Genomic DNA, 20,791 nt, shown 5'->3' on the forward strand with positions numbered 1-20,791 from the left:
GCACCGCACCGCAGCACCGCACCGCAGCACCGCACCGCAGCACCGCACCGCAGCACCGCACCGCAGCACCGCACCGCAGCACCGCACCGCAGCACCGCACCGCACCGCAGCACCGCACCGCAGCACCGCACCGCAGCACCGCACCGCAGCACCGCACCGCAGCACCGCACCGCACCGCACCGCAGCACCGCACCGCAGCACCGCACCGCAGCACCGCACCGCAGCACCGCACCGGCACGTCGCAGGCTCGTCGCCCACCCCGTCACCGCTTCGCCCGCTACCTCGGTGCCGCACCGTCGCAATCAGCGCGTCATTTCGCCTCACCGCATCGCCACCGGCCGACGGGGGCGCGTACTGCGAAGGAAAGCCGCGACAACACGAGAGGACTGAGCAGCCCGCCGGCGTCGTCAACCCAGGTGCGCGCAGTGCCGGGAGTAGCGGAGCCAAACACGAAAGGAGTCGCCATCGAAGAAGTCGTGATGCGCCGACATGGTGAGCGGGAGAGCCACCCGCTCCAGCAGCGTGCGGTGCGGGCTCGAACCGTGCAGCCACCCGCGCCAGGCACGAGCCGCACGGACAACGAGCGGAACCGGTCCAGCTGACCCGAGGCCGCACCGACGGGCGCCATCACACCGACGCGCCGTGACGGGACGAGTCGAGTCGCTATGCACTGGACGCCGCACACTCCGACCGAGCAAGTCAACGCCCGCATCAACGCCGAGCGCTGCGCGGCGGACTCGGACTGCGCCAGGTGGTCGGAGGCTGTGGGAGGAGGTGGCGTTCAGTCGGCGGCGGCGGGGTCGGCGGCTGGTTCTTCGCTAGGAAAGAGGATCGGGCTGAGTAGGTATCGGGTGCGGTCTGGTGTGGATGGGTTGGCCAGCCTGGGCACGATCGCCGCGCGCAGTTCGCTGATCATGGCGGTGAGTTCGTCGCCGTTGAGCCAGATGGCGTGTTGCCGGTAGCCGACGGGGTCCTTGGCCGGGTCGGTGTCTTCTCGGTCGAGGTAGGCGGTGAACTCCGCGACCAGGGCGGCCATCGCTGCGGCGAATCCGCGCCGATGGTCGTCGGGCGACAAGGAGGCGGCCGTGTCGGGGTCGATGCTCGCGCGGTCGGGGCGCAGCCGGTAGTGGCGCTCGACCGCACCGCGCACTCGCCGTTCCTCGGCCACTTCCAGGATTCCGCCGGCGCTGAGCAGGTCGACGTGCCGGTAGACCATGGCCTTCGAGACGTCCGGCAGACGCACGCACAGCTGAGCGGTCGTAAGCGTCCGCCCACCGCGCATCGCGTGCACGATCCGCAGCCGGACCGGGTGTCCCAGGAGCTCCAAGGTGTCCACTGCCCCAACGATCTCACATCATGCTACCGTTCGCAAAAGACGAGAATGGTTGTGCGATCGAAGGGGCTCGAATGATGGCGGAAACAGGTCCGGCGGCGGTCGCTGCGGCGGTCGCCGGAATGTTGCTGGAGGGGCGCTTCGCGGAGATCGAGCAGTTGTTCGCTCCGCGGCTGCGGGCGGTGGCGTCCGCCGAGACACTTCGGATCGGCTGGACGGGCGAGCTCTCCGGTGTCGGCCCCGCCACGGGCATCGGGGAGCCGGTGAGCGAGCCGTTCCAGGAGGAGGACGGGCTGACCCTGGTGAGCGTGCCGGTCAGCTGCGAGCGTGGCGAACTCACAGTACGCATGACGGTCGACGGCACCGGCATGATGCACGGCCTGCGGCTCGCGCCACCGGCTTCCACGTCCTGGCAGCCACCTGGCTACGCCGCGCCGAGAAAGTTCGTCGAGCACGAGGTCACCGTCGGCTCCGGTCCGCTCGCCGTACCCGGCACGCTGAGCCTGCCCCGCGGGCGCGGCCCCTGGCCAGGTTTGGTGTTGCTCAGCGGCGGCGGGAGCTTCGACCGGGACGAGACCAGCGGCGCGAACAAGCCGCTCAAGGACCTGGCGTGGGGGCTGGCCAGCCGCGGTGTAGCGGTGGCCCGCTTCGACAAGGTGACCTTCGCCCACAGCCAGGCGGCCGCCGAGCCCGGCTTCACGGTGGCCGACGAGTACGTACCGCACGCGGTGGCTGCCGTCCGCCTGCTCCAAACCCAGCCGGGCGTGGACGCGGCGCGGGTGTTCGTCCTCGGCCACAGTCTGGGCGGCCGGGTCGCTCCCCGGGTCGCGGCCGCCGAGGCGTCGGTGGCCGGCATGGTGCTCCTGGCCGCTGACACGCAGCCGATGTACCACGCTGTCGTCCGGGTCGCCCGCTACCTTGCCTCGCTGGGCCCGGACTCGATCCCCCCAACCGCCCTCGAAGCCATCGAACGGCAGGCCGCGCTGGCCGGCAGCCCCGACCTGGCCCCGACGACCCCGGCCGCGGACCTGCCGTTCAACTGGCCGGCGTCGTACTGGCTGGACCTGCGCGGGTACGACCCGGTCGCGACCGCGGTGGAAGTGGACAGACCGATGCTCATCCTGCAGGGCGCCCGCGACTACCAGGTGACCGTCGCCGACGACCTCGCCGGCTGGCAGTCCGCCCTCGCTCACCGCTCAGACGTCGTGATCCGTGTCTACGACGCCGACGACCACATGTTCTTCCCCGGCTCCGGCCCATCCGCACCGGCCGACTACGGGCCGCCGCAGCACGTCGACCCAGCCGTGGTCACCGACATCGCCGAATGGCTGGCACCCGGCCAGAACAAGATCGGCCGGTTCTTCTCCAGCCTCAAACGCTGAGTACCAGCTCGCCGTCACTCGGTCCACCCACGACCGCTACCGCGCGCCGGAGCGAACCCGCACAACGAGGTCGAGGCGGGCGACCACTTGATGTCCCCAGCGGCAAGCCAGGATCCATGGCCTAGAAGATCAACGGGTGTCCCCGGCGCCTCCGACCAGGGCACCAGACACGCCGTGACTGTCCAACGGCTGAGACCACGCCGGGGCTCGACTCATAGGCCGGTGAGCGTGAGGCGGGCGAGGTGGCGCGTCGATCCGTTTAGCCGGGAACAGGTGGGTCCTGGCTGTGAGATGGCGGCGGCCCTCCGCCGACGGGCGGGACCACGGCGGCGCGAGAGGACAGCGCGGACAGTGCCCTGCTTGCCGTTGGTGGGCGGGACCCGGGCCTCAGCGGCGAATAGCGCCGCTGAGCAGCGTGGATTTCGATCCGCATCCGCCCTCGCCAGAGGCCGGGGCGCCAGCGAGTGCGGGCGCCCCCAGATGCCATCAGGAGCCAGGCCGGCGGCCCGGCCGAAGACCTAAGCCGCGGTGTTGGAGGCGCTACTGGACGTCGTAGCCGCCGACTTGGAGCTGTCCCCGCTGCTCGCCGAGCTCGACGACGAGTCGCTCGAGGAGGACTCCTTCGCCTTGCCGCCGCCGCCGTTGCTCGACGACGAGCCGTTGCCGTTCCCGTTGCTCGACGACGACCCGGAGCCGCTCGCCGCCCCAGCGCCGGACTTCTTCGCGTCGCGGCTGTCGGTGCGGTAGAAGCCGGATCCCTTGAAGACGACGCCGACCGGGCTGTAGACCTTGCGCAGCTTCCCGCCGCAGGCGGGGCACTCGGTCAGAGCATCGTCAGTGAACTTCTGAACGACCTCGAGATCCTCGCCACAACTGGTGCAGGCGTACTGGTAGGTCGGCACAGAGCCCTCCACGGATAAAGATCAGGACAACAGAGCATAGGTTAGCACTCGCCCGCAAAGACTGCTAAGACGAAGAGGGCACCGCTCCGAGGTCCCGGTCGGTCGCGAACCACAGCTCCTGCGGCAGCTCGAACGTGGCGAACGCGTAGTTGCCCATCGAGATCCAGTAGTCGTACTCCTCCGGCGACGAGCCCTGGTAGACGAGCACGATCTGCCAGGTGTCGACGTACAGCATCCACACCCGGCGCTTGCGCACCACACCGTCCTCGACGAAGGTGTAGATCCGCTCGAACTTCACCAGGTTGCTCAGCACGTCGTCCTTGGACTCGAGCACCGTGCAGGAGTCCAGCTCCGCCAGGCCCTCGGCGACCCCGGACGCCAGCACCGAGGCGTCCTCCGCCACGACGTGCTCCGGCAGCTCCGAAACCCACGCCGCGAAGTACGTCGCGGGCTCCGACGACTCCGGCGAGAACAGCACACCCTCGCGGTCCTCGGTCAGGTCGAACTCGTTCCACGTCGACGGGTACCGGAACGAGAACCGTCCCAGCGGGTCGCGGTGGGTGGTCACCCCCCGGAACCGTGGTGGGTTCTCGCGCTCCTGCTCGCTCACTTTGCCTCCTGCACACCGGCCGAGCCGCCGCCTCCGGCAGCACCAGCCGACCCTGCTCCCGCCCCGGCTTTGGGCCGGGAGCTCTTGCTGACCGCCGCCCGCACGGCGTCCTCAGCCGACGTCACCGGAACGTCGGGCAGCTTCACAGCACCCGAGAGCTCCAGCGTGTCGGAGAAGTGGCACGCCGCCAGGTGACCATCACCGAGGTCACGCAGCGGCGGTGCGTCCGTCTTGCAGATGTCCTGCGCGTACGGGCAACGCGGGTGAAAGTAGCACCCGCTCGGCGGGTTCGCCGGCGAGGGTACGTCACCGGTGAGCAGCGTCGGCTTGGTGCGGTTACGCGGGTCGGGCTTCGGCAGCGCCGACAGCAGGGCCTCGGTGTACGGCATCTTCGGGTTGTAGAACAGCTGGTCCGTGGTGCCGATCTCGACGATCTTGCCGACGTACATCACGGCCACCCGGTCGGCGATGTGCTCGACGACCGACAGGTCGTGGGAGATGAACATGTACGTCAGGTCGAAGTCGCCCTGCAGGTTCTCCAGCAGGTTCAGCACCTGCGCCTGCACCGACACGTCCAGCGCCGACACCGGCTCGTCACAGATGATCAGCTTCGGGTTCAGCGCCAGCGCCCGCGCGATGCCGATCCGCTGCCGCTGACCACCGGAGAACGCGTGGGGGTACCGCGAAGCGTGCTCCGGCCGCAGGCCCACGACGGTGAGCAGCTCGGCAACGCGGTCCCGAAGCTTCCGTCCCTCCAGCGTCCGGTTGATCACCATCGGCTCGGCGATGATCCGGCCGACCGTCATCCGGGAGTCGAGCGACGAGAAGGGGTCCTGGAAGATGATCTGCATCTCCGGGCGCAGCTTCTTCAGCTGCTTGCGGTCGGCCGACTCGATGTTGACCGCGCCGAGCTCCTCGTGGTGGTAGACCGCCCTGCCTTCGGTCGGCTCCTCCAGGCGCAGGATGGTCCGGCCGGTGGTGCTCTTGCCGCACCCGCTCTCGCCGACCAGTCCGAACGTCTCACCCCGGTTGATCGTGAAGTCGACTCCGTCGACAGCCTTGACCTGACCGACGACCCGGCGTAGCAGGCCGTGCCTGATCGGGAAGTGCTTCTTCAGGCCAGTGACCTCGAGCAGGGGTTCGGGCATGGTCACTTCTCCTCTTCACGAGAGTCGACCTCGACGGTGGTCGGCTTGCTCGGCGCCGCCGCCGCGTCCTTGGAGGCCGTCGTCGCCGACTTCGGTGGTTCGTACGTCTCAGGCGTCGCGGTGGATCCGGCCGGGTTGGCCGCGTGCGCGTCGCCCGCCACGTCGTCGGGCGTGCTTCCGGGGTAGAGGTGGCAGCGCACCGTGTGCCCGTCGGCGCCACCTTCCACCGGCGCCTCGATCGGCACGATCGTGTCGCAGACGCCCTCGATCGCGCTCGGACAACGCGGGTGGAACGGACAGCCCGGCACCGTGGAGTAGGGGTCGGGCACGCCGCCCTTGATCACCTCGAGCGGCTGGCCGCGCCCCACGCCGATCCGCGGGATCGAGCGCAGCAGCGAGATGGTGTACGGGTGCTTCGGGTTGTAGAACAGGTCGTCGACCGGCGCCCGCTCGACCACTCGCCCGAGGTACATCACGACCACCTCGTCGCACATCTGGGCCACGACGCCCATCGAGTGCGTGATGAACATGATCGACATGCCGGTGTCGTTCTGCAGCTCGCGCATCAGCTCGAGGATCTGAGCCTCGGTCGTCACGTCGAGCGCCGTCGTCGGCTCGTCGGCGATCAGCAGCGTCGGCCGGCACGACAGCGCCATCGCGATCATCGCGCGCTGGCGCATACCGCCGGACAGCTGGTGCGGGTAGGTCCTGGTGACCAGCTCGGGGTTCGGCATGCCGACCCGTCGCAGCACCTCGACGGCCTGCTTGTGCGCCTCCTCGCGGTCCGGTGTCTGGTGCAGCCGGATCGCTTCCTCGATCTGGTCGCCGACGGTGTAGACCGGGTTCAGCGACGTCATCGGCTCCTGGAAGATCATCGAGATCTCCTCGCCGCGGATCGAACGGATCTCCGCGCCGCCCGGGTCCATCGCGGTGATGTCGACGACCGAGCCCTCGGGCAGGTGCGCCAGCACACCCTTCTTGCTCTTGCCGTTCGTGCGCTTGGCATCGCTGGTGTCACGGCCCTTGCGCGCGGCGCGTCCCGGCCGGAAGAAGATCTCGCCGTCGGTGATCCTCCCGGCCTTCTCGATGATCTGCAGGACGGCCCGCGCGGTCACGCTCTTGCCGCAGCCGCTCTCGCCGACGATGCCGAGCACCTTGCCGCGCGGCACGTCGAAGCTCACGCCGTTGAGCGCGTTCACCTTGCCCAGCGGCGTCTTGAACTCGACGTGGAGGTTCTGCACGCTGACCACGGTGTCGGCCGGCATCCGGTCGCTGCGGTCAGCAGCGGCTGATGTGGAGGTCTGCGTCGTCATCTGGAATTCCCCTGCCTTGGTCGCTGCCTACGTCGTACGGAGACGGCCGTCAACCGGAACAGCTCAGCCATAGGGGTCCACCGCGTCTCGTACGCCATCGCCGAGCAGCTGGTAGCAGGTGACCACGATGATCACCGCGAACGCCGGGACCATCATCCACGGGTAGGTCGTGACGACGTTGACGTCCTGCGCGTCCTCCAGCAGCACGCCCCAGCTGATCGCCGGGTCCTGCATGCCGATGCCGAGGAACGACAGCGACGTCTCGGCGATGATGCCCGCCGGGATCGCGAGCATCGTGACCGCGACGATGTGGCTCACGGAGTTCGGGATCATGTGCGTGAGGATGATCCGCGAGTGACCGCTGCCCGCGGCCCGCGCCGCCTTGACGTAGTCGGATCCGGCGTAGGACATGACCTTCGCGCGGAGCGCCCGGGCCAGGCCGGCCCAGCCGACCAGCGACAGGATCACCGACATGAAGAAGTAGCGCTCGGACACCGACATGTCTCTTGGCAGGATCGCCGCCATCGTCGCCCACAGGGGAAGCGTCGGCACCGATGAAACGATCTCGATTATTCGCTGGATGATCGTGTCGGTGACGCCCGCGAAGTAGCCCGACATCGTGCCGATGATCGCGGCCAGGATGGTCGCGATGGCCGTACCGACCAGGCCGATCGTCATCGAGACCTGAGCGCCTTCGACCGTACGCGCGAACACGTCGCGCCCGGACTTGTCGGCGCCCCACAGCAACAGCTTCGTCTTGCTGCCCTGCTCGGCCGTGAGCAGGTGCCGGTCGGCCGGGATGAAGCCGAACAGCTTGTACTCCCAGCCCTTGCCGAAGAACTGCAGCTTGACCGGCTTGTCGCAGTCGGTCGTGTAGATGTACTCGAAGTCCTTGATCTCCTGCCGCAGCGCACACATCCCCAGCCCGCCGTTGAACACGAGCTGGGACGGAGCGGCGAACTTGGCGTCTGTGTCGACCGACGCGGGGTCGTTCGGCGCCAGGAACGGCGCGAACAACGCGATGAGGTACATCAACAGCAGGATGATGCCGCCGGCGACCGCGAGCTTGCTCTGCTTGAAGCGGCGCACCATCAGGCGGGACTGGGAGACGTCGCCTACATCGCTGCCCTTCTCCGTGGGCGCGGCCTCGACATCCGGACTGGTCGGGGGTTCCCGGAAGACTGCCATCTGGTCCTCCCTCTCATTCCACCGTGCGAACGCGCGGGTCGAGCCAGGCCAGCAAGATGTCGGCCAGCAGGTTTCCGATGATCAGCAGCGCGGACAGAACCAGCAGCAGCGTCGCTGAGAGGTAGAGGTCCTGCTCTGTTAGCGAGGTGATGAACAGTGGTCCGAGAGTCGGCAGGTTCAGCACGATGCTGACGATCGCCTCGCCACCGATCAGGGCCGGGAGCACGCCGCCCAGCGCCATCACCAGGGGGTGAAAGGCGTTGCGGACCGCGTGCTTCCAGATCACGCCACGTTCGATCACACCCTTGGCGCGGGCCGTCTGGACGTACTGCTGGTTGAGCACGTCGAGCAGGTTGGCGCGCATCACCCGGGTGAGCCAGGCGGTGCCACCCGCCGAGATGACGAGTAGCGGGATCCAGAGGTGGGACAGCAGGTCCAGCAACTTGCCGAAGCTCCACGGAGCGGTTTGGTATTCACGTGAGAACAACCCGCCTACGTCGATGCCGAAATATCGCGAGGCGATCACCAGCACGATCAGCGCCAGCAGGAACTCTGGAATCGCGATGCCGATGAACTGGACTGTGGTGATGATGTAGTCGGGCAAGCTATATCGATGGGTAGCTGAATAGACACCCACGGGTATCGCGATCAGCCAGGCGACCAGCAACGCTCCCAGGCTCAACATCACCGAATAACCGATCCGGCCGGCGATCAGCTCGGACACCGGCTTCTTGGCGTCGAACGAATAGCCGAAGTCACCCTTGGCGAAGCCGCTGGCCCACTGCCAGTACTTCTCGTAGATCGGGTCGTTGACGCCGTACCGCACCTCGAGTGCCTTGATCTGGTCCTGCGACACCTCGCCGCCCTGGGAACGCAGCCGCTGGATCTCGGCCGTCAGCGCGTTGCCTGGAGGTGCTTCGACCATCACGAAGCTGGCAATCGAAATGATGACGAGGGTGAGCAGCCCGTAGATGAGTCTGCGGAGTACGAACGCGAACATGGTGCGGGTCTCCCGTACGGCTGGGCCGGTTGGCAGCGGGCGGGTTGAGCTTGACTCCTGGAAGTGTGCTGGCTCCGGGGGGCTGTGAGACCCTCGATGCCGGTATTGGCCGATCCATCGACAGGGTCCTGTCACCCTCCGGCCAGCGGGCCGGAGGCCCGCCCATGGCGCCTCCCACGCCGAGCGTGGTGGCGCCATGGGCGGTCACTGGCCTAGGCGTGCTTGGTCGGGTCCTCCCAGAAGAACGCCTCGGGGTCGTAGACCGCGGGGGTCGGGTGGATCCACGGGTTCGCGAACCCGCCGAGCTGGAGGTTCGGCTTGTCCGGAACGTTCTTCAGGTCGGTCTTCTTCACGATGACCCGCGGCGTGTTGGCCACGGAGCCCATGAAGAACGGACCGCTGTCGATGTGGATCTTGATCATGTCCCAGACCAGCTTGTGCCGCTTCATCTCGTCCGGCTCGATCTTGCTCTGGTCGTACAGCTTCCAGAGCGCCTCGACCGGGCCACCCGCCTCCGGTTCCATGTTCGGCGGAGTGCGCTTCCACGGGTCGGAGATCTTCTTCATCTCCGCGACCTTCTTGGGATCGCTGCGGATGACGTCGTAGTACTTGCCCTCGAGCGGGCAGTAGCGAGACGCCTCGATCGGGACCAGCCACTGCGGGTAGACCAGGTGGTTCGGTCCGTCGCCGACCTCCCACGCGTTGTGCGAGGTGAGCCGGCCCTGCTCCCACTGCTCACCCCAGGTGTCGGGCGAGAAGGGGTTCTGGACGGTCTTCAGGCCGACGGCATCGAGGTCCCGCTTGAGGTAGGCCATCTTTTCTTTGTGCTCGTCGGTCGTGTCGGCAGGGAAGTCCAGCGTGAAGCTGAGCTTGCTGCCGTCGGGGTACTCCCGGAAACCGTCGCCGTTGGTGTCCTTCAGGCCGAGCCCGTCGAGCAGCTGCTTGGCCTTGGCCGGGTCGTACTTGATGTACGCGTCCCGCCAGTCCTTGTAGACCTGCTTGCCCTCGTCGTTGACGAGGTACTCCTTCGCCTTCGGGCTCAGGGTGCCGGTCGTCGGCTCGCCGGTGTTGTAGTAGAGCGCCTTGCGGACCTGTTCCCGGTTGAACGCGTACGAGATCGCCTGCCGGAACTCCGGCTTGCGGATCAGCTCGCGAAGCTTCGGGTCCTTGTGGTCGTAGTTGAAGAAGAACAGCGAGCCGGTACCGGACCCGCCGTCCCACGTGTAGAGGTCGATGCCCGCGGAGTCGGCGACCTTGCGCAGCGGCGAGATGTCGGGCAGGTCGATGTTGTAGAACGGCCCGTGGACGTAGTCGATCTCGCCCTTCTGGACCTGGAGCTTGCCGACCTGGAAGTCCTTCACGATGCTGTAGTTGATCGTGTCGAGGTACGGCAGCTGCTTGCCCTCTGGGCTCACCGCGTAGTAGTACGGGTTGCGCTCGTAGACGACGCTCCGGCCCTCTTGGTACGACTTGAGCATCCAGCCGTTCATCGTCGGGCACTTGGGGTTCTGCGAGAAGTCGACGTTCTTCTCGAAGACGCCGCCCTCCTTGGCCCAGTCCTTGCCGGCCTTGGGGTTGTACTTCACGTGGTACTGCTTGGCGAAGTGCGCCGGAGCCATCCACTTCGGCCCGTTGCCGATCGTGCCGTTGGTCCACATGGCCAGCCGGTCGGCGGTCAGCGGGGCGGGCGCGTCGAAGGTGATGGAGAGCGTGGTCTCGTCGACGGCCTTGAACGTGGCGGTCGTGCCCTTACCGGACTTCGCCTCGTCCGGCGGAACGTCGGTGTGGTCCTCGTTGAGGACGATGTCGTTCCACCAGAACATGATGTCGTCGGTGCTCCACGGCTCGCCGTCGGACCAGCGCAGGCCCTTGCGGAAGTGGAACGTCCACTCCGTGGCGTCGGCGTTCGACTCCCACGACTCGGCCAGTCCCGGCCCGATGCTGAGGCCGTCGTTGAGCCAACGCAGCGGCGAGTGGCCGTACATCAGCTCCTTGACGTTGCCGTTGTCGGAGGTGTCGACGATCATCTGCAGCGTGCCGCCGTACTTGCCCTCTTCGAGCCACTTGTGCGGCACGACGTAGGGGTTGCCGGGGATGCGCTTCTCCAGTGCGTCCAGCTTGCCGGCCTTGACCTGCTCGGCGAGCAACGGCGACTCGGTGAGCTTCGCGGGCTTGGGCAGCGGCTTGGTGGCCGAGCCTTTCTTGCTCGCGTCGGCCTTCGAGTCTCCCTTGGACCCCTTCTTGTCGCCGGACGAGTTGGTTGTGCCCGGGGAGCACGCCCCGAGCATCACCGCGCCGGCGGTGATCGCAGACCCCTGTAGCAAGGTACGCCTGCTCAGCGTTGCCTTGTCCGTCATTTGGTCCCTGCCCTTCCCTTAAGCGGGCCCGGAGCCGCCGCCAGCGGGAGAGTTCCCGCGTCTCGTGGCGTCAGCTCGCGTGTGTTTCCTGGTGGGTACTCCGTCTGCGGAGTGCTGCCGCGTGGCCCAACGAAACGGTGGTGTGGGTCAGCGTTCTGGATCTGCCCGATGGTGGTCGGTCTCCAGGGACACCGCTCCGGCCGCGTAGCTGGGTGTCTCGTAGCCCATGTCGGGATCGAACGGTGCTGGGCCGTGCCGCGGGCTGCGTCCACCGTGGTTGCCGCGGTCAGGCCGGATACGCGCGTCCGACCGGTTTGTACTTGGTCGCCTTCGTTGCTCTCGAGCCGGTGGGGTTCTCCGGTCCTGGCCCACCCGGCGCGCGCGCAAACCTGAACGGCGCCGAATTCGTGGCCCTGTGGGGTGGAGGGCCAAAGGTGAACCGTCATCGTAGAGCTACCGTCTCGTTATCTAATTGACATGCCGTTACGCAGCTCCGTCACTCGGGCGGATCCGCGTAATTTCGGGCATGTTAATGCCCGAAACCCACTTCTACCAAGACTGTCGGCGCAAGAAGTCGGTTGAATTTGCGTAGGGCTACCACGGGCACACCTCGCGCTCCGGAGGGTGGCCGATTCTGTGGAGATTCGCAGCCCGAACGTCCGGATTAGGACCTTTGGACCGGGCCATCAGTCCCGTCCGGTGCTCTAGCAGTCACGGGGGGTAGGCGCACGGCGTGGCCGCTTTAGGACGGGCGTATGTCGGACATAGGCTGGGCATCGGCTCTGGCCCGAAAGCCGACAGGACGCCCTCGGAGTTGATCATCGGGTGGGCTCAGCCGTCATCGCAGGGCGGGTGCATCGCGGGCGCACGGTGCCCGCGTGGCCTGCACCGAGGGTCCGGCCTAGACGGCGGAACGCGCTGGGCGACGGCATGGACCACTAGAGTGCTTGGCGTGAGACGCCTGGTTCGGATCTCCCTGGCCCTTGTCGTGCTGCTCGTTCTCGCGCTGGTCGCGGCGACCATCACGGTCGTGACCAGTGTGCGGAAGTCGTTTCCGGACGAGGAGGGCGCACTCGCGCTGCCCGGCCTGTCCGCACCGGTCGAGGTCCGCCGGGATCAGTGGGGGGTGCCGCAGATCTATGCCGACACCTCCGCGGATCTGTTTTTCGCCCAGGGATTCGTACACGCCCAGGATCGTTTCTTCGAAATGGATTTCCGCCGGCATCTCACAGCGGGGCGGTTGTCGGAATGGTTCGGCGAAGATCAATTGGCCACCGACAAATTCCTCCGAACGCTGGGGTGGCGAGAAACCGCGGAGCGCGAATATCAGAAACTCGCACCCCAGACAAAGCGATTTCTGCAGTCTTACGCCGACGGGGTTAACGCTTACCTGAATGGTCGTAAAGGCTCGGACATCTCGGTCGAGTACACCATGGGACTCCTCGGTCCGGACGACGAGGTGAAGCCGTGGGAACCGGCCGACTCGGTGGCCTGGCTGAAGGCGATGGCGTGGGACCTGCGCGGCAACCTGGACGATGAGATCGCGCGGACTCTGGCGTCGACCAAGGTGTCCGAGGATCGCGTGGCCGAGCTCTATCCCGACTATCCGTACGACCGCAACCCGTCGATCGTCGGCGACCAGAAGGCCGCCGGCGAAGGCGGTTCGGCCGCTCGTACCGGCCCAGCTCCGTCCGGCGACCGGGGTATTCCCGCCGACGACCTGTACCGGTCGAAGGAGTACTCCCAGCAGCTGGCCAAGGTGCGCGAGCTGATCGACAATGTGCCGTCGCCGCTGGGCGGCACCGGCGGCGACCGGTCCGGGCTCGGCTCGAATTCCTGGGTGGTCGCCGGGTCGCGCACGACCACGGGAAAGCCGTTGCTCGCCAACGACCCGCATCTGGCAGGCCAGATTCCGTCCATTTGGTACCAAGCCGGTCTGCATTGCCGGCACAAAAGCGAAGTTTGTCCGTACGACGTCGCCGGATTCACGTTCTCCGGATTTCCGGGCGTCATAATCGGGCACAACGACCGGATCGCCTGGGGATTCACCAATCTCGGCCCGGATGTCACCGACCTGTATCTCGAGCTGGTCGACGACGACAGTTATCTCTACGACGGGCAGCGCTATCCACTGGAGACCCGGCGCGAGGTGATCCTCGTCAAGGGCTCCGACCCGGTGGAGTTCACCGTGCGCTCGACCCGGCACGGGCCGCTCGTGTCCGATGCCGACTCCGATCTCGCCAAGATCGGCGACCGGGCGCCCGCCGGCAAGGAGGCGCCCTCGGGCGGCCTCGCGACCGGAGTGGCGCTGCGCTGGACGGCGCTCGACGCCGGCCACACGGCCGACTCTGTCTTCCGGCTCAACGCCGCGCAGAACTGGAAGGAGTTCAGGGAGGCCGCCAAGTCGTTCGAGGTGCCGGCGCAGAACCTGATCTACGCCGACGTCGACGGGCACATCGGCTACCAGGCGCCGGGCAAGATCCCCGTACGAAAGGGTGGGACGGGCGAGTGGCCGATGCCGGGCTGGTCGAGCTCGTACGGCTGGGTGGCGTGGGTGCCGTTCGACAAGCTGCCGTCGGCGTACGACCCGCCCGAGGGCTTCATCGCGACCGCCAACAACGCGGTCGCGGGCAAGTCGTATCCATATCGGCTCGCCGACCACTACGCCTACGGCTATCGCGCGCGAGAGATCACCGACCGGCTGCGCGGAAGTGAGAAGCAGAACGTCGAGTCGATGGCCGGCATCCAGCTCGACACGCGGAACGGCTTCGCGCCGACGCTCGTGCCGTACCTCCAGCGGGTCAAGGGCGTCGACGCGTTCACGCGGCAAGGTCTGGCGACCCTGAAGAACTGGGACTTCTCGCAGGGCGTCGACTCGGCTCCCGCGGCGTACTTCAACGCCGTCTGGGACAACCTGCTCGAGATGACGTTCGACGACGAGCTCCCGCCGGACGCGCGACCGTCTGGCGGTGACCGGTGGTTCGAGGTCGTCCGGCGGCTGCTCGCCGACCCGGAGAACAAGTGGTGGGACGACGTGCGGACCAAGGACGTCCGCGAGACCCGCGACGCGATCCTGAAGTCGGCGCTGCGGGAAGCGCGGGTCGACGTGACGCACGAGCTGGCCAAGGACCCGTCGCGGTGGCAATGGGGCCGGCTGCACCAGCTGTCGCTTTCGAACCAGACGTTCGGGAAGAGTGGGATCGGGCCGCTGGAGTCGTTGTTCAACCGCGGCCCGTACGAGGTCGGTGGCGCCTCCGACGCCGTGCTGGCGACGGGGTGGAACGCCTCGGCCGACACCACGCCCGACACGGGGTCGCAGTTCGCGGTGACGGCCCTCCCGTCGATGCGGATGGTGGTGGACCTCGGGAACTTCGACCGGTCGCGGTGGGTCAACCTGACCGGCGCGTCAGGGCATCCGTGGTCGGATCACTACGACGACCAGATCCCGCTGTGGCTTGCCGGTGAGACGACTGCGTGGCCGTTCTCGGCTGGTGCGGTCGAGAAGGCGGCCCCGCAGCGTCTCGTGCTCAGACCGTGACTCAGACCGTGACCACGACCTTGCCGCTCGCGTGGCCCTGGTGGAGGTAGCGGATCGCCTCGGGTGTGTCGTCGAGGGAGAACGTGCGGTCGATGACCGGCTTCAGCTTGCCGTTCTCGACCGCTTCCCGGAGGTACTCGAGGTCTTCCGCGCGCTCGTGGATGAACGGTGCGCGCAGCCGCTGACCGGAGAACCTCGAGAGGAACTTCGCGGCGAACGAGCGGAGCAAGCCGCCGAGCAACCAGTCACCGCCCTCACCGCCGACGATGACCAGCGTCCCCCTTGGCGTCAGGGCCTTGCGGATCCGCGCCAGTGAGCGCAGGCCGGCGGTGTCGATGATCAGGTCCCACGTACGGCCGGAGTCGGTGAAGTCCTCGCGGGTGTAGTCGATGACGTCGTCGGCACCGATACCGCGTACGAGGTCGGCCTTGCCGCCGCTGCAGACGGCCGTGACCGTCTGTGCGCCGAGAGCCTTCGCCAGCTGGACTGAGTACGAACCGATGCCGCCGGCGGCGCCGATGACGAGGACGCTCTGGCCCTGCTCGATCTCGCCGTAGTCGCGGACGGCCTGCAGGGCGGCGGTGCCCGACGTCGTGACGACCGCGGCTTCGTCGAACGTGAGGCTCGCGGGCTTCGACGTGAGGCGGCTCGCGTTGCCACAGGCGTACTCCGCGAAGCCGCCGTCGAGCGTCCCGAACACCTCGTCGCCGGGCTTGAAGCGCGTCACGTTCGTGCCGACGGCCTCGACCTCGCCGGCGAGGTCGGCTCGGACGCGGACTTTTGGAGCGCGGAAGCCGAACCCCATCAGGCGGATGAGATAGGGCATGCCGGCCGTGACGTGCCAGACGCCGGGATCGACGCCGGCGGCGCGAACCTTGACGAGTACGTCGTCGTTACCGGGTTCGGGCTTGGCGATGTCGCTGAACCGGAGGACGTCGGGTGGGCCGTAGCGGTCCTGGACGAGTGCTTTCACAAGTGCCTCCCCTGCACTGGATGGATTCTGAGCTCTAGTCGGGATACTGGAAGACGTCGTCGAGTCCGACGCCGAACACCCGGGCGATCTGGAACGCCATCTCCAGCGTGGGCGAGTAGCGGCCCTGTTCGATGGCGATGACGGTCTGGCGGGTCACCCCGATCTTGTCCGCGAGCTCGGCCTGGGTCATCTCCCCGTGCGCGAACCGCAGCGACCGGATCGAGTTCGTGACTCGCGTGGGCTTCACCACGCCTGGAACGCCCGGCGGTAGGCGAAGATCTTGGCGATCGAGCCGAGCACGGCCGACAGGGCGAAGCCGAGGTAGAGCGCGTTGGCGATCCAGAAGTAGTCGAGCTCTGCCATCGCCATGACGAGGCCGGCGAGACCGCCGATGACGAGGAACGACTGGCCGACGTGATCGCCAAACCGGTTGATCTCGCGGTCGCGCTGATCCTTCTTGCCGGCGTCCTTCGGCGACACGATCCCGGCCACGATGGTCAACACGATCGCCGCGACGATCGAGCTGCCGGTGGTCCACAGCAACGGCGTCACGTAGTCGACCGTGCTGACGGGCTCGCCGTTGATCCGGCCGAGCATGATCACGACGTAGATCGCGTAGGTGACGACCGAGACCAGGGCCATGATCCAGTTGCGTTTCTCTTCTGACGCCATCTCTCTCTTCCTCCCCTTGGACGGCCCCGGGTGGTGGGACCGACCTGATGATCAATGTAAAGCAGAGACGACACGATGTCAAAAATACTTTACTTCGCCGCGCAAGTGGAGGTCGCGCAGGGGATTGTCGGTGGGTTTGTCCTACCGGCCGGGCTCGTCGAACCGCAGGAGTCCCGACGGCGTGGCCGCCGCTCGTACGCGCAGGTCGTGGATCTCGGCGGGCAGCTTCAGATCGCTGATCTCGCCGTCGTGCAGGAGTACGCAGCTGAACGCCTCGGGAGCGACCCGCGTCAGCGCCCGGTCGTAGCTGCCGCCACCTCGCCCCAGTCGCATGCCCGACCGGTCGACAGCGAGTCCCGGCAGCAGCACGGTGTCGGCGCGGGCGACCGCCGTCACCCCGAGCCGCGGCCCGGCTGGCTCGAGCAGCCCCATCGGCCCGGACATGAGCGACCCGGTCCCGTCGTACTCCGCCCAGTCGAGGTCGAGATCCTTCGACAACACGGGCAGCAGCACCCGAACGCCTCGCCGCCCGAGCGCGTCGAGCAGGGGGCCGGTGCCAGGCTCGGTGCCGACGCCGATGTACGCCGCCACTACCGCTGCTCTGCTTACCTCAGGTACGGAGAGCAACACGTCACGGAGAGCGACTGAGGCAGTCCTCAACTCGCCCATTCGGAGCTTGCCTCGGCGCGCAAGGCTGCGTCGCCGAAGCCTCTCCTTCTGTTCGCGCACGTCACGGCCGCCCCGCATACTTCGTTATCATTCCTCAATCTGGCGCCGAATGGGAGACCTTCCGCCGATCGGGACGGTTGGAACTACTCTCGGTAGCTGACCGTAAAGAGTGGTGCTTACGGATGGTCGCGAGCCGGAGATGATCCGGTTGCGCAGGGTGAGAATTGTCCGCCGCAGGACAGAATGCTCGTCCATGGCCCGAAGCGCGTCTCGCATCATGATGGTGACATACCGCATCAGCCGTCTGACTATCCGTGTGAATCGGCCACGGCGATCGTGTTCGCTCCGCACCTCGTCGTAACCTGATCATGGCCTGGCTCGACAGCACATTGCTGTGCCTCTCCACAGGCGCCGCACACCGTCCACACAAAGCTCACGGTTAGGGTCGAGATCATGGTTTCGCAAGGCGTACGCAAGGCGGTGATTCCGGCTGCCGGTCTCGGCACCCGGTTCCTACCGGCCACCAAGGCGACACCCAAGGAGATGCTCCCGGTCGTCGACAAGCCGGCCATCCAGTACGTCGTCGAGGAGGCCGTCGAGGCCGGACTCACCGACGTCCTGATGGTCACCGGGCGCGGCAAGCGCCCACTGGAGGACCACTTCGACCGGGCGTACGAGCTCGAGGAGGCTCTCCGCGAGAAGGGCGACAAGGAGCGGCTCAACGCCGTCCAGCTCTCCAGTCAGCTCGCCGACATCCACTACGTCCGGCAGGGCGATCCCCGCGGTCTCGGCCACGCCGTGCTGTGCGCCGCCGACCACGTGGGCAACGCACCGTTCGCCGTCCTGCTCGGCGACGACCTGATCGACGCCCGCGACCCGCTGCTGGCGCAGATGATCGACGTCCAGAACCGCCTCGGCGGCAGCGTCGTCGCGCTGATCGAGGTCGACCCCTCGCAGATCAACCTCTACGGCTGCGCCGCGGTCGAGCCCACCGGCGAGGACTGTGTCGTACGCATCACCGACCTGGTCGAGAAGCCCGACCCCTCCGAGGCGCCCAGCAACTACGCCATCATCGGCCGCTACGTCCTCGCGCCGGAGATCTTCGACGTGCTGCGCAAGACCCCGCCCGGGCGCGGTGGCGAGATCCAGCTGACCGACGCGCTGCTCGAGCTGGCCGGGCGCGACCAGAGCGACGGCGGTCCCGTGCACGGCGTGCTCTTCCGTGGCCGCCGCTACGACACGGGCGACAAAGCGGACTACCTCCGGGCGATCGTGCGGCTGGCGTGCGACCGTGAGGACCTGGGCCCGGACTTCCTGGCCTGGTTGAAGGACTTCGTAGCCGAACGAACGGGCTGAACACAACGTGCGATCCGTCGATGAGCAGGTCAGCCGGATACTCGACAGCATCCAGGAGCTGCCCCCGTTCGATCAGCGGCTGCTCGACGCCCATGGCTGCGCGCTCTGCGAGGACGTGACGGCCGGCTTCGACCTGCCGCACTTCGACAACTCCGCGATGGACGGGTACGCCGTGCGTGCCGCCGACGTCGCGGGCGCGAGTGCCGCGAACCCTGTGACGCTGCCGGTCGCGGGCGACCTCGCCGCCGGCTCGACCGAGGTCTACGGCCTGGCCCCGGACCAGACCGTGCGCATCATGACCGGTGCTGTCGTTCCGCATGGCGCGGACGCGATCGTGCCGGTCGAGTGGACCGACGGCGGCGTGGCGACCGTCGAGATCCGGCAGGCGCCCGAGGTCGGCGCGTTCATCCGCCGGCGTGGCGAGGACGTCCGCGAGGGCGAGCACCTGCTGCCGGCAGGCACAGTGCTGGATGCGCGCCGGATCGGGCTGCTCGCCGCGGTCGGGCGCGACACCGTGATGGTGCGGCCGCGGCCGCGGGTCGTGGTGCTGTCGACCGGCTCCGAGCTGCGCGAGCCCGGCCAGCCGCTGGTCGGCGAAGGGCTGATCTACGAGTCCAACAGCTACGCCTTGGCGGCGGCCGCGCGTGAGGCAGGCGCGATCGCGTACCGCGCGGGCATCGCCGTCGACGACGACCGGGCGTTCACCGACCTGCTGGAGGACCAGCTGGTCCGCGCCGACATCGTGGTGACCAGCGGCGGGGTGAGCGTCGGTGCGTACGACATCGTGAAGCAGGTGCTGTCGCGGCTCGGCACGGTCGAGTTCACGCAGGTCGCGATGCAGCCGGGAAAGCCGCAGGGCTTCGGTGTGGTCGGCGAGGACGCGACGCCGATCTTCACGCTGCCGGGCAACCCGGTCAGCGCGTACGTCTCGTTCCATGTCTTCGTGAAGCCCGCGCTGCGCAAGCTGGTGGGCGCGACGCCCTACGTCGAGCCGCCGGTGCCGGCGGTGACGACGAAGGGGTGGCGGTCGTCGGTGGGGAAGCGGCAGTACGTCCGGGTGGACTACTCCATCGACGAGGACGGGCGGGCGCGGATCACGCCGGTGAGCGGGTCGGGCTCGCACCTGATGGGCGGGCTGGCCAGGGCGAACGCGCTGGCGATCGTGCCGGAGGAGCTGACCGACGTGCCGGAGGGAACGACGCTCGACGTGATGCCGCTGTGAGGACCGGGGACGCCAAGCCAGGGATGATGTGCGCGATGATGTGCGCATGGCGGAGTTCACGCACGTCGACGAGCGCGGATCGGCGCGGATGGTCGATGTGTCGGCCAAAGCCGTCACCGCGCGTACGGCCCGGGCGAGCGGGCGGGTGCAGGTCTCGCCGGAAGTAGTCCAGCTGCTGCGGACGTCGGGCGTACCCAAGGGTGACGCACTGGCGGTGGCGCGGATCGCCGGGCTGATGGGGGCCAAGCGCACGCCGGACCTCGTTCCGTTGTGCCATCCGATCGGCATCAGCGGCGCTTCGGTCGATCTGTCGGTGGACGACGATAGCGTCCTCATCGTCGCGACAGTCCGGACAAATGACCGCACCGGAGTGGAGATGGAGGCGTTGACAGCGGTCAGCGTCGCGGCGCTCGCGCTGGTCGACATGGTGAAGGCCGTCGACCCGGCGGCAGTGATCAGCGACGTGCGCGTCGAGGAGAAGACCGGCGGCAAGACGGGCGAGTGGCGCCGGCCAGGGAGTACGACGTGAAGGCGCTGGCCGTGACAGTGTCCAACCGCGCGGCGGCCGGGGTCTACGAGGACACGACCGGGCCGCTGCTGGTGGCGGACCTGACCGAGTTGGGGTTCGCTGTGGACGGGCCGTGGGTCGTGCCGGACGGCACGCCTGTCGGCGACGCGTTGCGTACGGCCGTCTCGTCCGGGTACGACGTGGTGCTGACCACGGGCGGCACCGGACTGACGCCGACCGATCGCACGCCTGAGCAGACCCGTGCCGTGGTCGACTTCGAGGTGCCAGGACTCGCCGAGGCGATCCGGGCGTACGGGATCGGGCAGGGTGTACCGTCAGCGGCACTGTCGCGCGGTCTAGCCGGTGTGGCCGGTTCCACCCTTATCGTCAATCTGCCTGGTTCAAGGGGCGGGGTACGTGATGGGATGGCCGTACTCCGGTCGGTGCTCGTGCACGCCGTGGAGCAGATCCGCGGCGGCGATCACCCCCGGACCGGATAGCCGGCGGCGACAGGCTGGTTGGCTGCCGGTTGTCGCTGGTAGACGTCTGGTAGACGCTGAAAGAGGCGCACGCTGAGCAGAGGATGGCCGGTACGACTGTCAGAGGGGCCGGTCGGGCTC

19 protein-coding genes are annotated in these 20,791 nt (G+C 67.7%); 7 read left to right on the top strand and 12 right to left on the bottom strand.

The window, feature by feature from the left end; genetic code table 11:
* A partial coding sequence (locus ACYVF6_RS00005) for a hypothetical protein (protein WP_460514336.1) occupies positions 1-390 on the top strand: 390 nt, incomplete at its 5' end.
* Positions 391-781: 391 nt separating this feature from the next.
* On the opposite strand, the gene ACYVF6_RS00010 is transcribed toward ACYVF6_RS00005, so the two are convergent.
* A complete protein-coding gene (locus ACYVF6_RS00010) occupies positions 782-1,336 on the bottom strand; it encodes a helix-turn-helix domain-containing protein (protein WP_460514337.1) in 555 nt (184 codons plus the stop codon).
* 71 nt (positions 1,337-1,407) lie between these two features.
* Between ACYVF6_RS00010 and ACYVF6_RS00015 the strand changes: the two genes are divergently transcribed.
* A complete protein-coding gene (locus tag ACYVF6_RS00015; protein ID WP_460514339.1) occupies positions 1,408-2,715 on the top strand; it encodes an alpha/beta hydrolase in 1,308 nt (435 codons plus the stop codon).
* 518 nt (positions 2,716-3,233) lie between these two features.
* On the opposite strand, the gene ACYVF6_RS00020 is transcribed toward ACYVF6_RS00015, so the two are convergent.
* The 7 genes from ACYVF6_RS00020 to ACYVF6_RS00050 form a co-directional block, all read right to left on the bottom strand.
* A complete protein-coding gene (locus ACYVF6_RS00020) occupies positions 3,234-3,617 on the bottom strand; it encodes an FmdB family zinc ribbon protein (protein WP_460514341.1) in 384 nt (127 codons plus the stop codon).
* Positions 3,618-3,681: 64 nt separating this feature from the next.
* The gene (locus ACYVF6_RS00025) at positions 3,682-4,227 is read right to left on the bottom strand and encodes a hypothetical protein (RefSeq protein WP_460514343.1); all 546 of its coding nucleotides are present in this window, start codon (positions 4,225-4,227) and stop codon (positions 3,682-3,684) included.
* Complete coding sequence (locus tag ACYVF6_RS00030) at positions 4,224-5,375, bottom strand: ABC transporter ATP-binding protein (protein ID WP_460514345.1); 1,152 nt, start codon at positions 5,373-5,375, stop codon at positions 4,224-4,226. Before ACYVF6_RS00030 ends, ACYVF6_RS00025 begins: the two co-directional genes overlap by 4 nt.
* Before the next feature lie 2 nt (positions 5,376-5,377).
* Entirely contained in the window at positions 5,378-6,688 is a 1,311-nt protein-coding gene (locus ACYVF6_RS00035) for an ABC transporter ATP-binding protein (RefSeq protein ID WP_460514346.1), read from the bottom strand.
* Between the two features lie 63 nt (positions 6,689-6,751).
* On the bottom strand, positions 6,752-7,876 hold the full coding sequence (locus ACYVF6_RS00040) for an ABC transporter permease (protein WP_460514347.1): 1,125 nt from the start codon (positions 7,874-7,876) through the stop codon (positions 6,752-6,754).
* Positions 7,877-7,889: 13 nt separating this feature from the next.
* Positions 7,890-8,876, bottom strand: coding sequence for an ABC transporter permease (locus tag ACYVF6_RS00045; RefSeq protein ID WP_460514348.1), 987 nt, complete (start codon positions 8,874-8,876; stop codon positions 7,890-7,892).
* 212 nt (positions 8,877-9,088) lie between these two features.
* Positions 9,089-11,233 carry an ABC transporter substrate-binding protein gene (locus ACYVF6_RS00050; protein WP_460514350.1) on the bottom strand — a complete coding sequence of 715 codons (2,145 nt, stop codon included), beginning with the start codon at positions 11,231-11,233 and terminating at the stop codon, positions 9,089-9,091.
* 952 nt (positions 11,234-12,185) lie between these two features.
* On the opposite strand from ACYVF6_RS00050, the gene ACYVF6_RS00055 reads away from it, so the two are divergent.
* Positions 12,186-14,771 carry a penicillin acylase family protein gene (locus tag ACYVF6_RS00055; protein ID WP_460514351.1) on the top strand — a complete coding sequence of 862 codons (2,586 nt, stop codon included), beginning with the start codon at positions 12,186-12,188 and terminating at the stop codon, positions 14,769-14,771.
* Position 14,772: 1 nt separating this feature from the next.
* Here the strand turns inward: ACYVF6_RS00055 and ACYVF6_RS00060 are convergent, their stop codons facing one another.
* The 4 genes from ACYVF6_RS00060 to ACYVF6_RS00075 all read right to left on the bottom strand — a co-directional run bounded on the left by ACYVF6_RS00060 (position 14,773) and on the right by ACYVF6_RS00075 (position 17,163).
* Positions 14,773-15,744 carry an NAD(P)-dependent alcohol dehydrogenase gene (locus ACYVF6_RS00060; protein ID WP_460514353.1) on the bottom strand — a complete coding sequence of 324 codons (972 nt, stop codon included), beginning with the start codon at positions 15,742-15,744 and terminating at the stop codon, positions 14,773-14,775.
* 34 nt (positions 15,745-15,778) lie between these two features.
* Complete coding sequence (locus ACYVF6_RS00065; protein WP_460514354.1) at positions 15,779-15,994, bottom strand: helix-turn-helix transcriptional regulator; 216 nt, start codon at positions 15,992-15,994, stop codon at positions 15,779-15,781.
* Positions 15,988-16,416, bottom strand: a complete 429-nt coding sequence (locus ACYVF6_RS00070; protein ID WP_460514356.1) for a hypothetical protein — start codon at positions 16,414-16,416, stop codon at positions 15,988-15,990. The genes ACYVF6_RS00065 and ACYVF6_RS00070 overlap by 7 nt, the downstream gene beginning before the upstream one ends.
* A 141-nt stretch (positions 16,417-16,557) precedes the next feature.
* Positions 16,558-17,163: a 5-formyltetrahydrofolate cyclo-ligase gene (locus ACYVF6_RS00075; protein WP_460514358.1), complete on the bottom strand. Its 606-nt coding sequence runs from the start codon at positions 17,161-17,163 to the stop codon at positions 16,558-16,560.
* Between the two features lie 375 nt (positions 17,164-17,538).
* Between ACYVF6_RS00075 and galU the strand changes: the two genes are divergently transcribed.
* From galU to ACYVF6_RS00095, 4 genes are read left to right on the top strand one after another with little or no spacing between them, the layout of a single operon-like run.
* On the top strand, positions 17,539-18,441 hold the full coding sequence (galU, locus tag ACYVF6_RS00080; RefSeq protein WP_460514360.1) for a UTP--glucose-1-phosphate uridylyltransferase: 903 nt from the start codon (positions 17,539-17,541) through the stop codon (positions 18,439-18,441).
* A gap of 7 nt (positions 18,442-18,448) precedes the next feature.
* Entirely contained in the window at positions 18,449-19,663 is a 1,215-nt protein-coding gene (gene glp, locus ACYVF6_RS00085) for a molybdopterin molybdotransferase MoeA (protein ID WP_460514361.1), read from the top strand.
* Positions 19,664-19,709: 46 nt separating this feature from the next.
* Positions 19,710-20,192, top strand: a complete 483-nt coding sequence (gene moaC / locus ACYVF6_RS00090) for a cyclic pyranopterin monophosphate synthase MoaC (protein ID WP_460514363.1) — start codon at positions 19,710-19,712, stop codon at positions 20,190-20,192.
* A complete protein-coding gene (locus ACYVF6_RS00095; protein WP_460514365.1) occupies positions 20,189-20,671 on the top strand; it encodes a MogA/MoaB family molybdenum cofactor biosynthesis protein in 483 nt (160 codons plus the stop codon). Before moaC ends, ACYVF6_RS00095 begins: the two co-directional genes overlap by 4 nt.
* Positions 20,672-20,791: the final 120 nt, after the last annotated feature.

Source organism: Flindersiella endophytica, assembly GCF_054779015.1.

Bases quoted from the DNA above. Each gene is read 5' to 3' on its own strand.
- ACYVF6_RS00070 (WP_460514356.1), bottom strand. From the start codon at position 16,416: ATGGCGTCAGAAGAGAAACGCAACTGGATCATGGCCCTGGTCTCGGTC.
- ACYVF6_RS00015 (WP_460514339.1), top strand. From the start codon at position 1,408: ATGATGGCGGAAACAGGTCCGGCGGCGGTCGCTGCGGCGGTCGCCGGA.
- ACYVF6_RS00050 (WP_460514350.1), bottom strand. From the start codon at position 11,233: ATGACGGACAAGGCAACGCTGAGCAGGCGTACCTTGCTACAGGGGTCT.
- ACYVF6_RS00075 (WP_460514358.1), bottom strand. From the start codon at position 17,163: ATGCGGGGCGGCCGTGACGTGCGCGAACAGAAGGAGAGGCTTCGGCGA.
- ACYVF6_RS00035 (WP_460514346.1), bottom strand. From the start codon at position 6,688: ATGACGACGCAGACCTCCACATCAGCCGCTGCTGACCGCAGCGACCGG.
- ACYVF6_RS00040 (WP_460514347.1), bottom strand. From the start codon at position 7,876: ATGGCAGTCTTCCGGGAACCCCCGACCAGTCCGGATGTCGAGGCCGCG.
- moaC (WP_460514363.1), top strand. From the start codon at position 19,710: ATGGCGGAGTTCACGCACGTCGACGAGCGCGGATCGGCGCGGATGGTC.
- ACYVF6_RS00030 (WP_460514345.1), bottom strand. From the start codon at position 5,375: ATGCCCGAACCCCTGCTCGAGGTCACTGGCCTGAAGAAGCACTTCCCG.
- galU (WP_460514360.1), top strand. From the start codon at position 17,539: ATGGTTTCGCAAGGCGTACGCAAGGCGGTGATTCCGGCTGCCGGTCTC.
- ACYVF6_RS00045 (WP_460514348.1), bottom strand. From the start codon at position 8,876: ATGTTCGCGTTCGTACTCCGCAGACTCATCTACGGGCTGCTCACCCTC.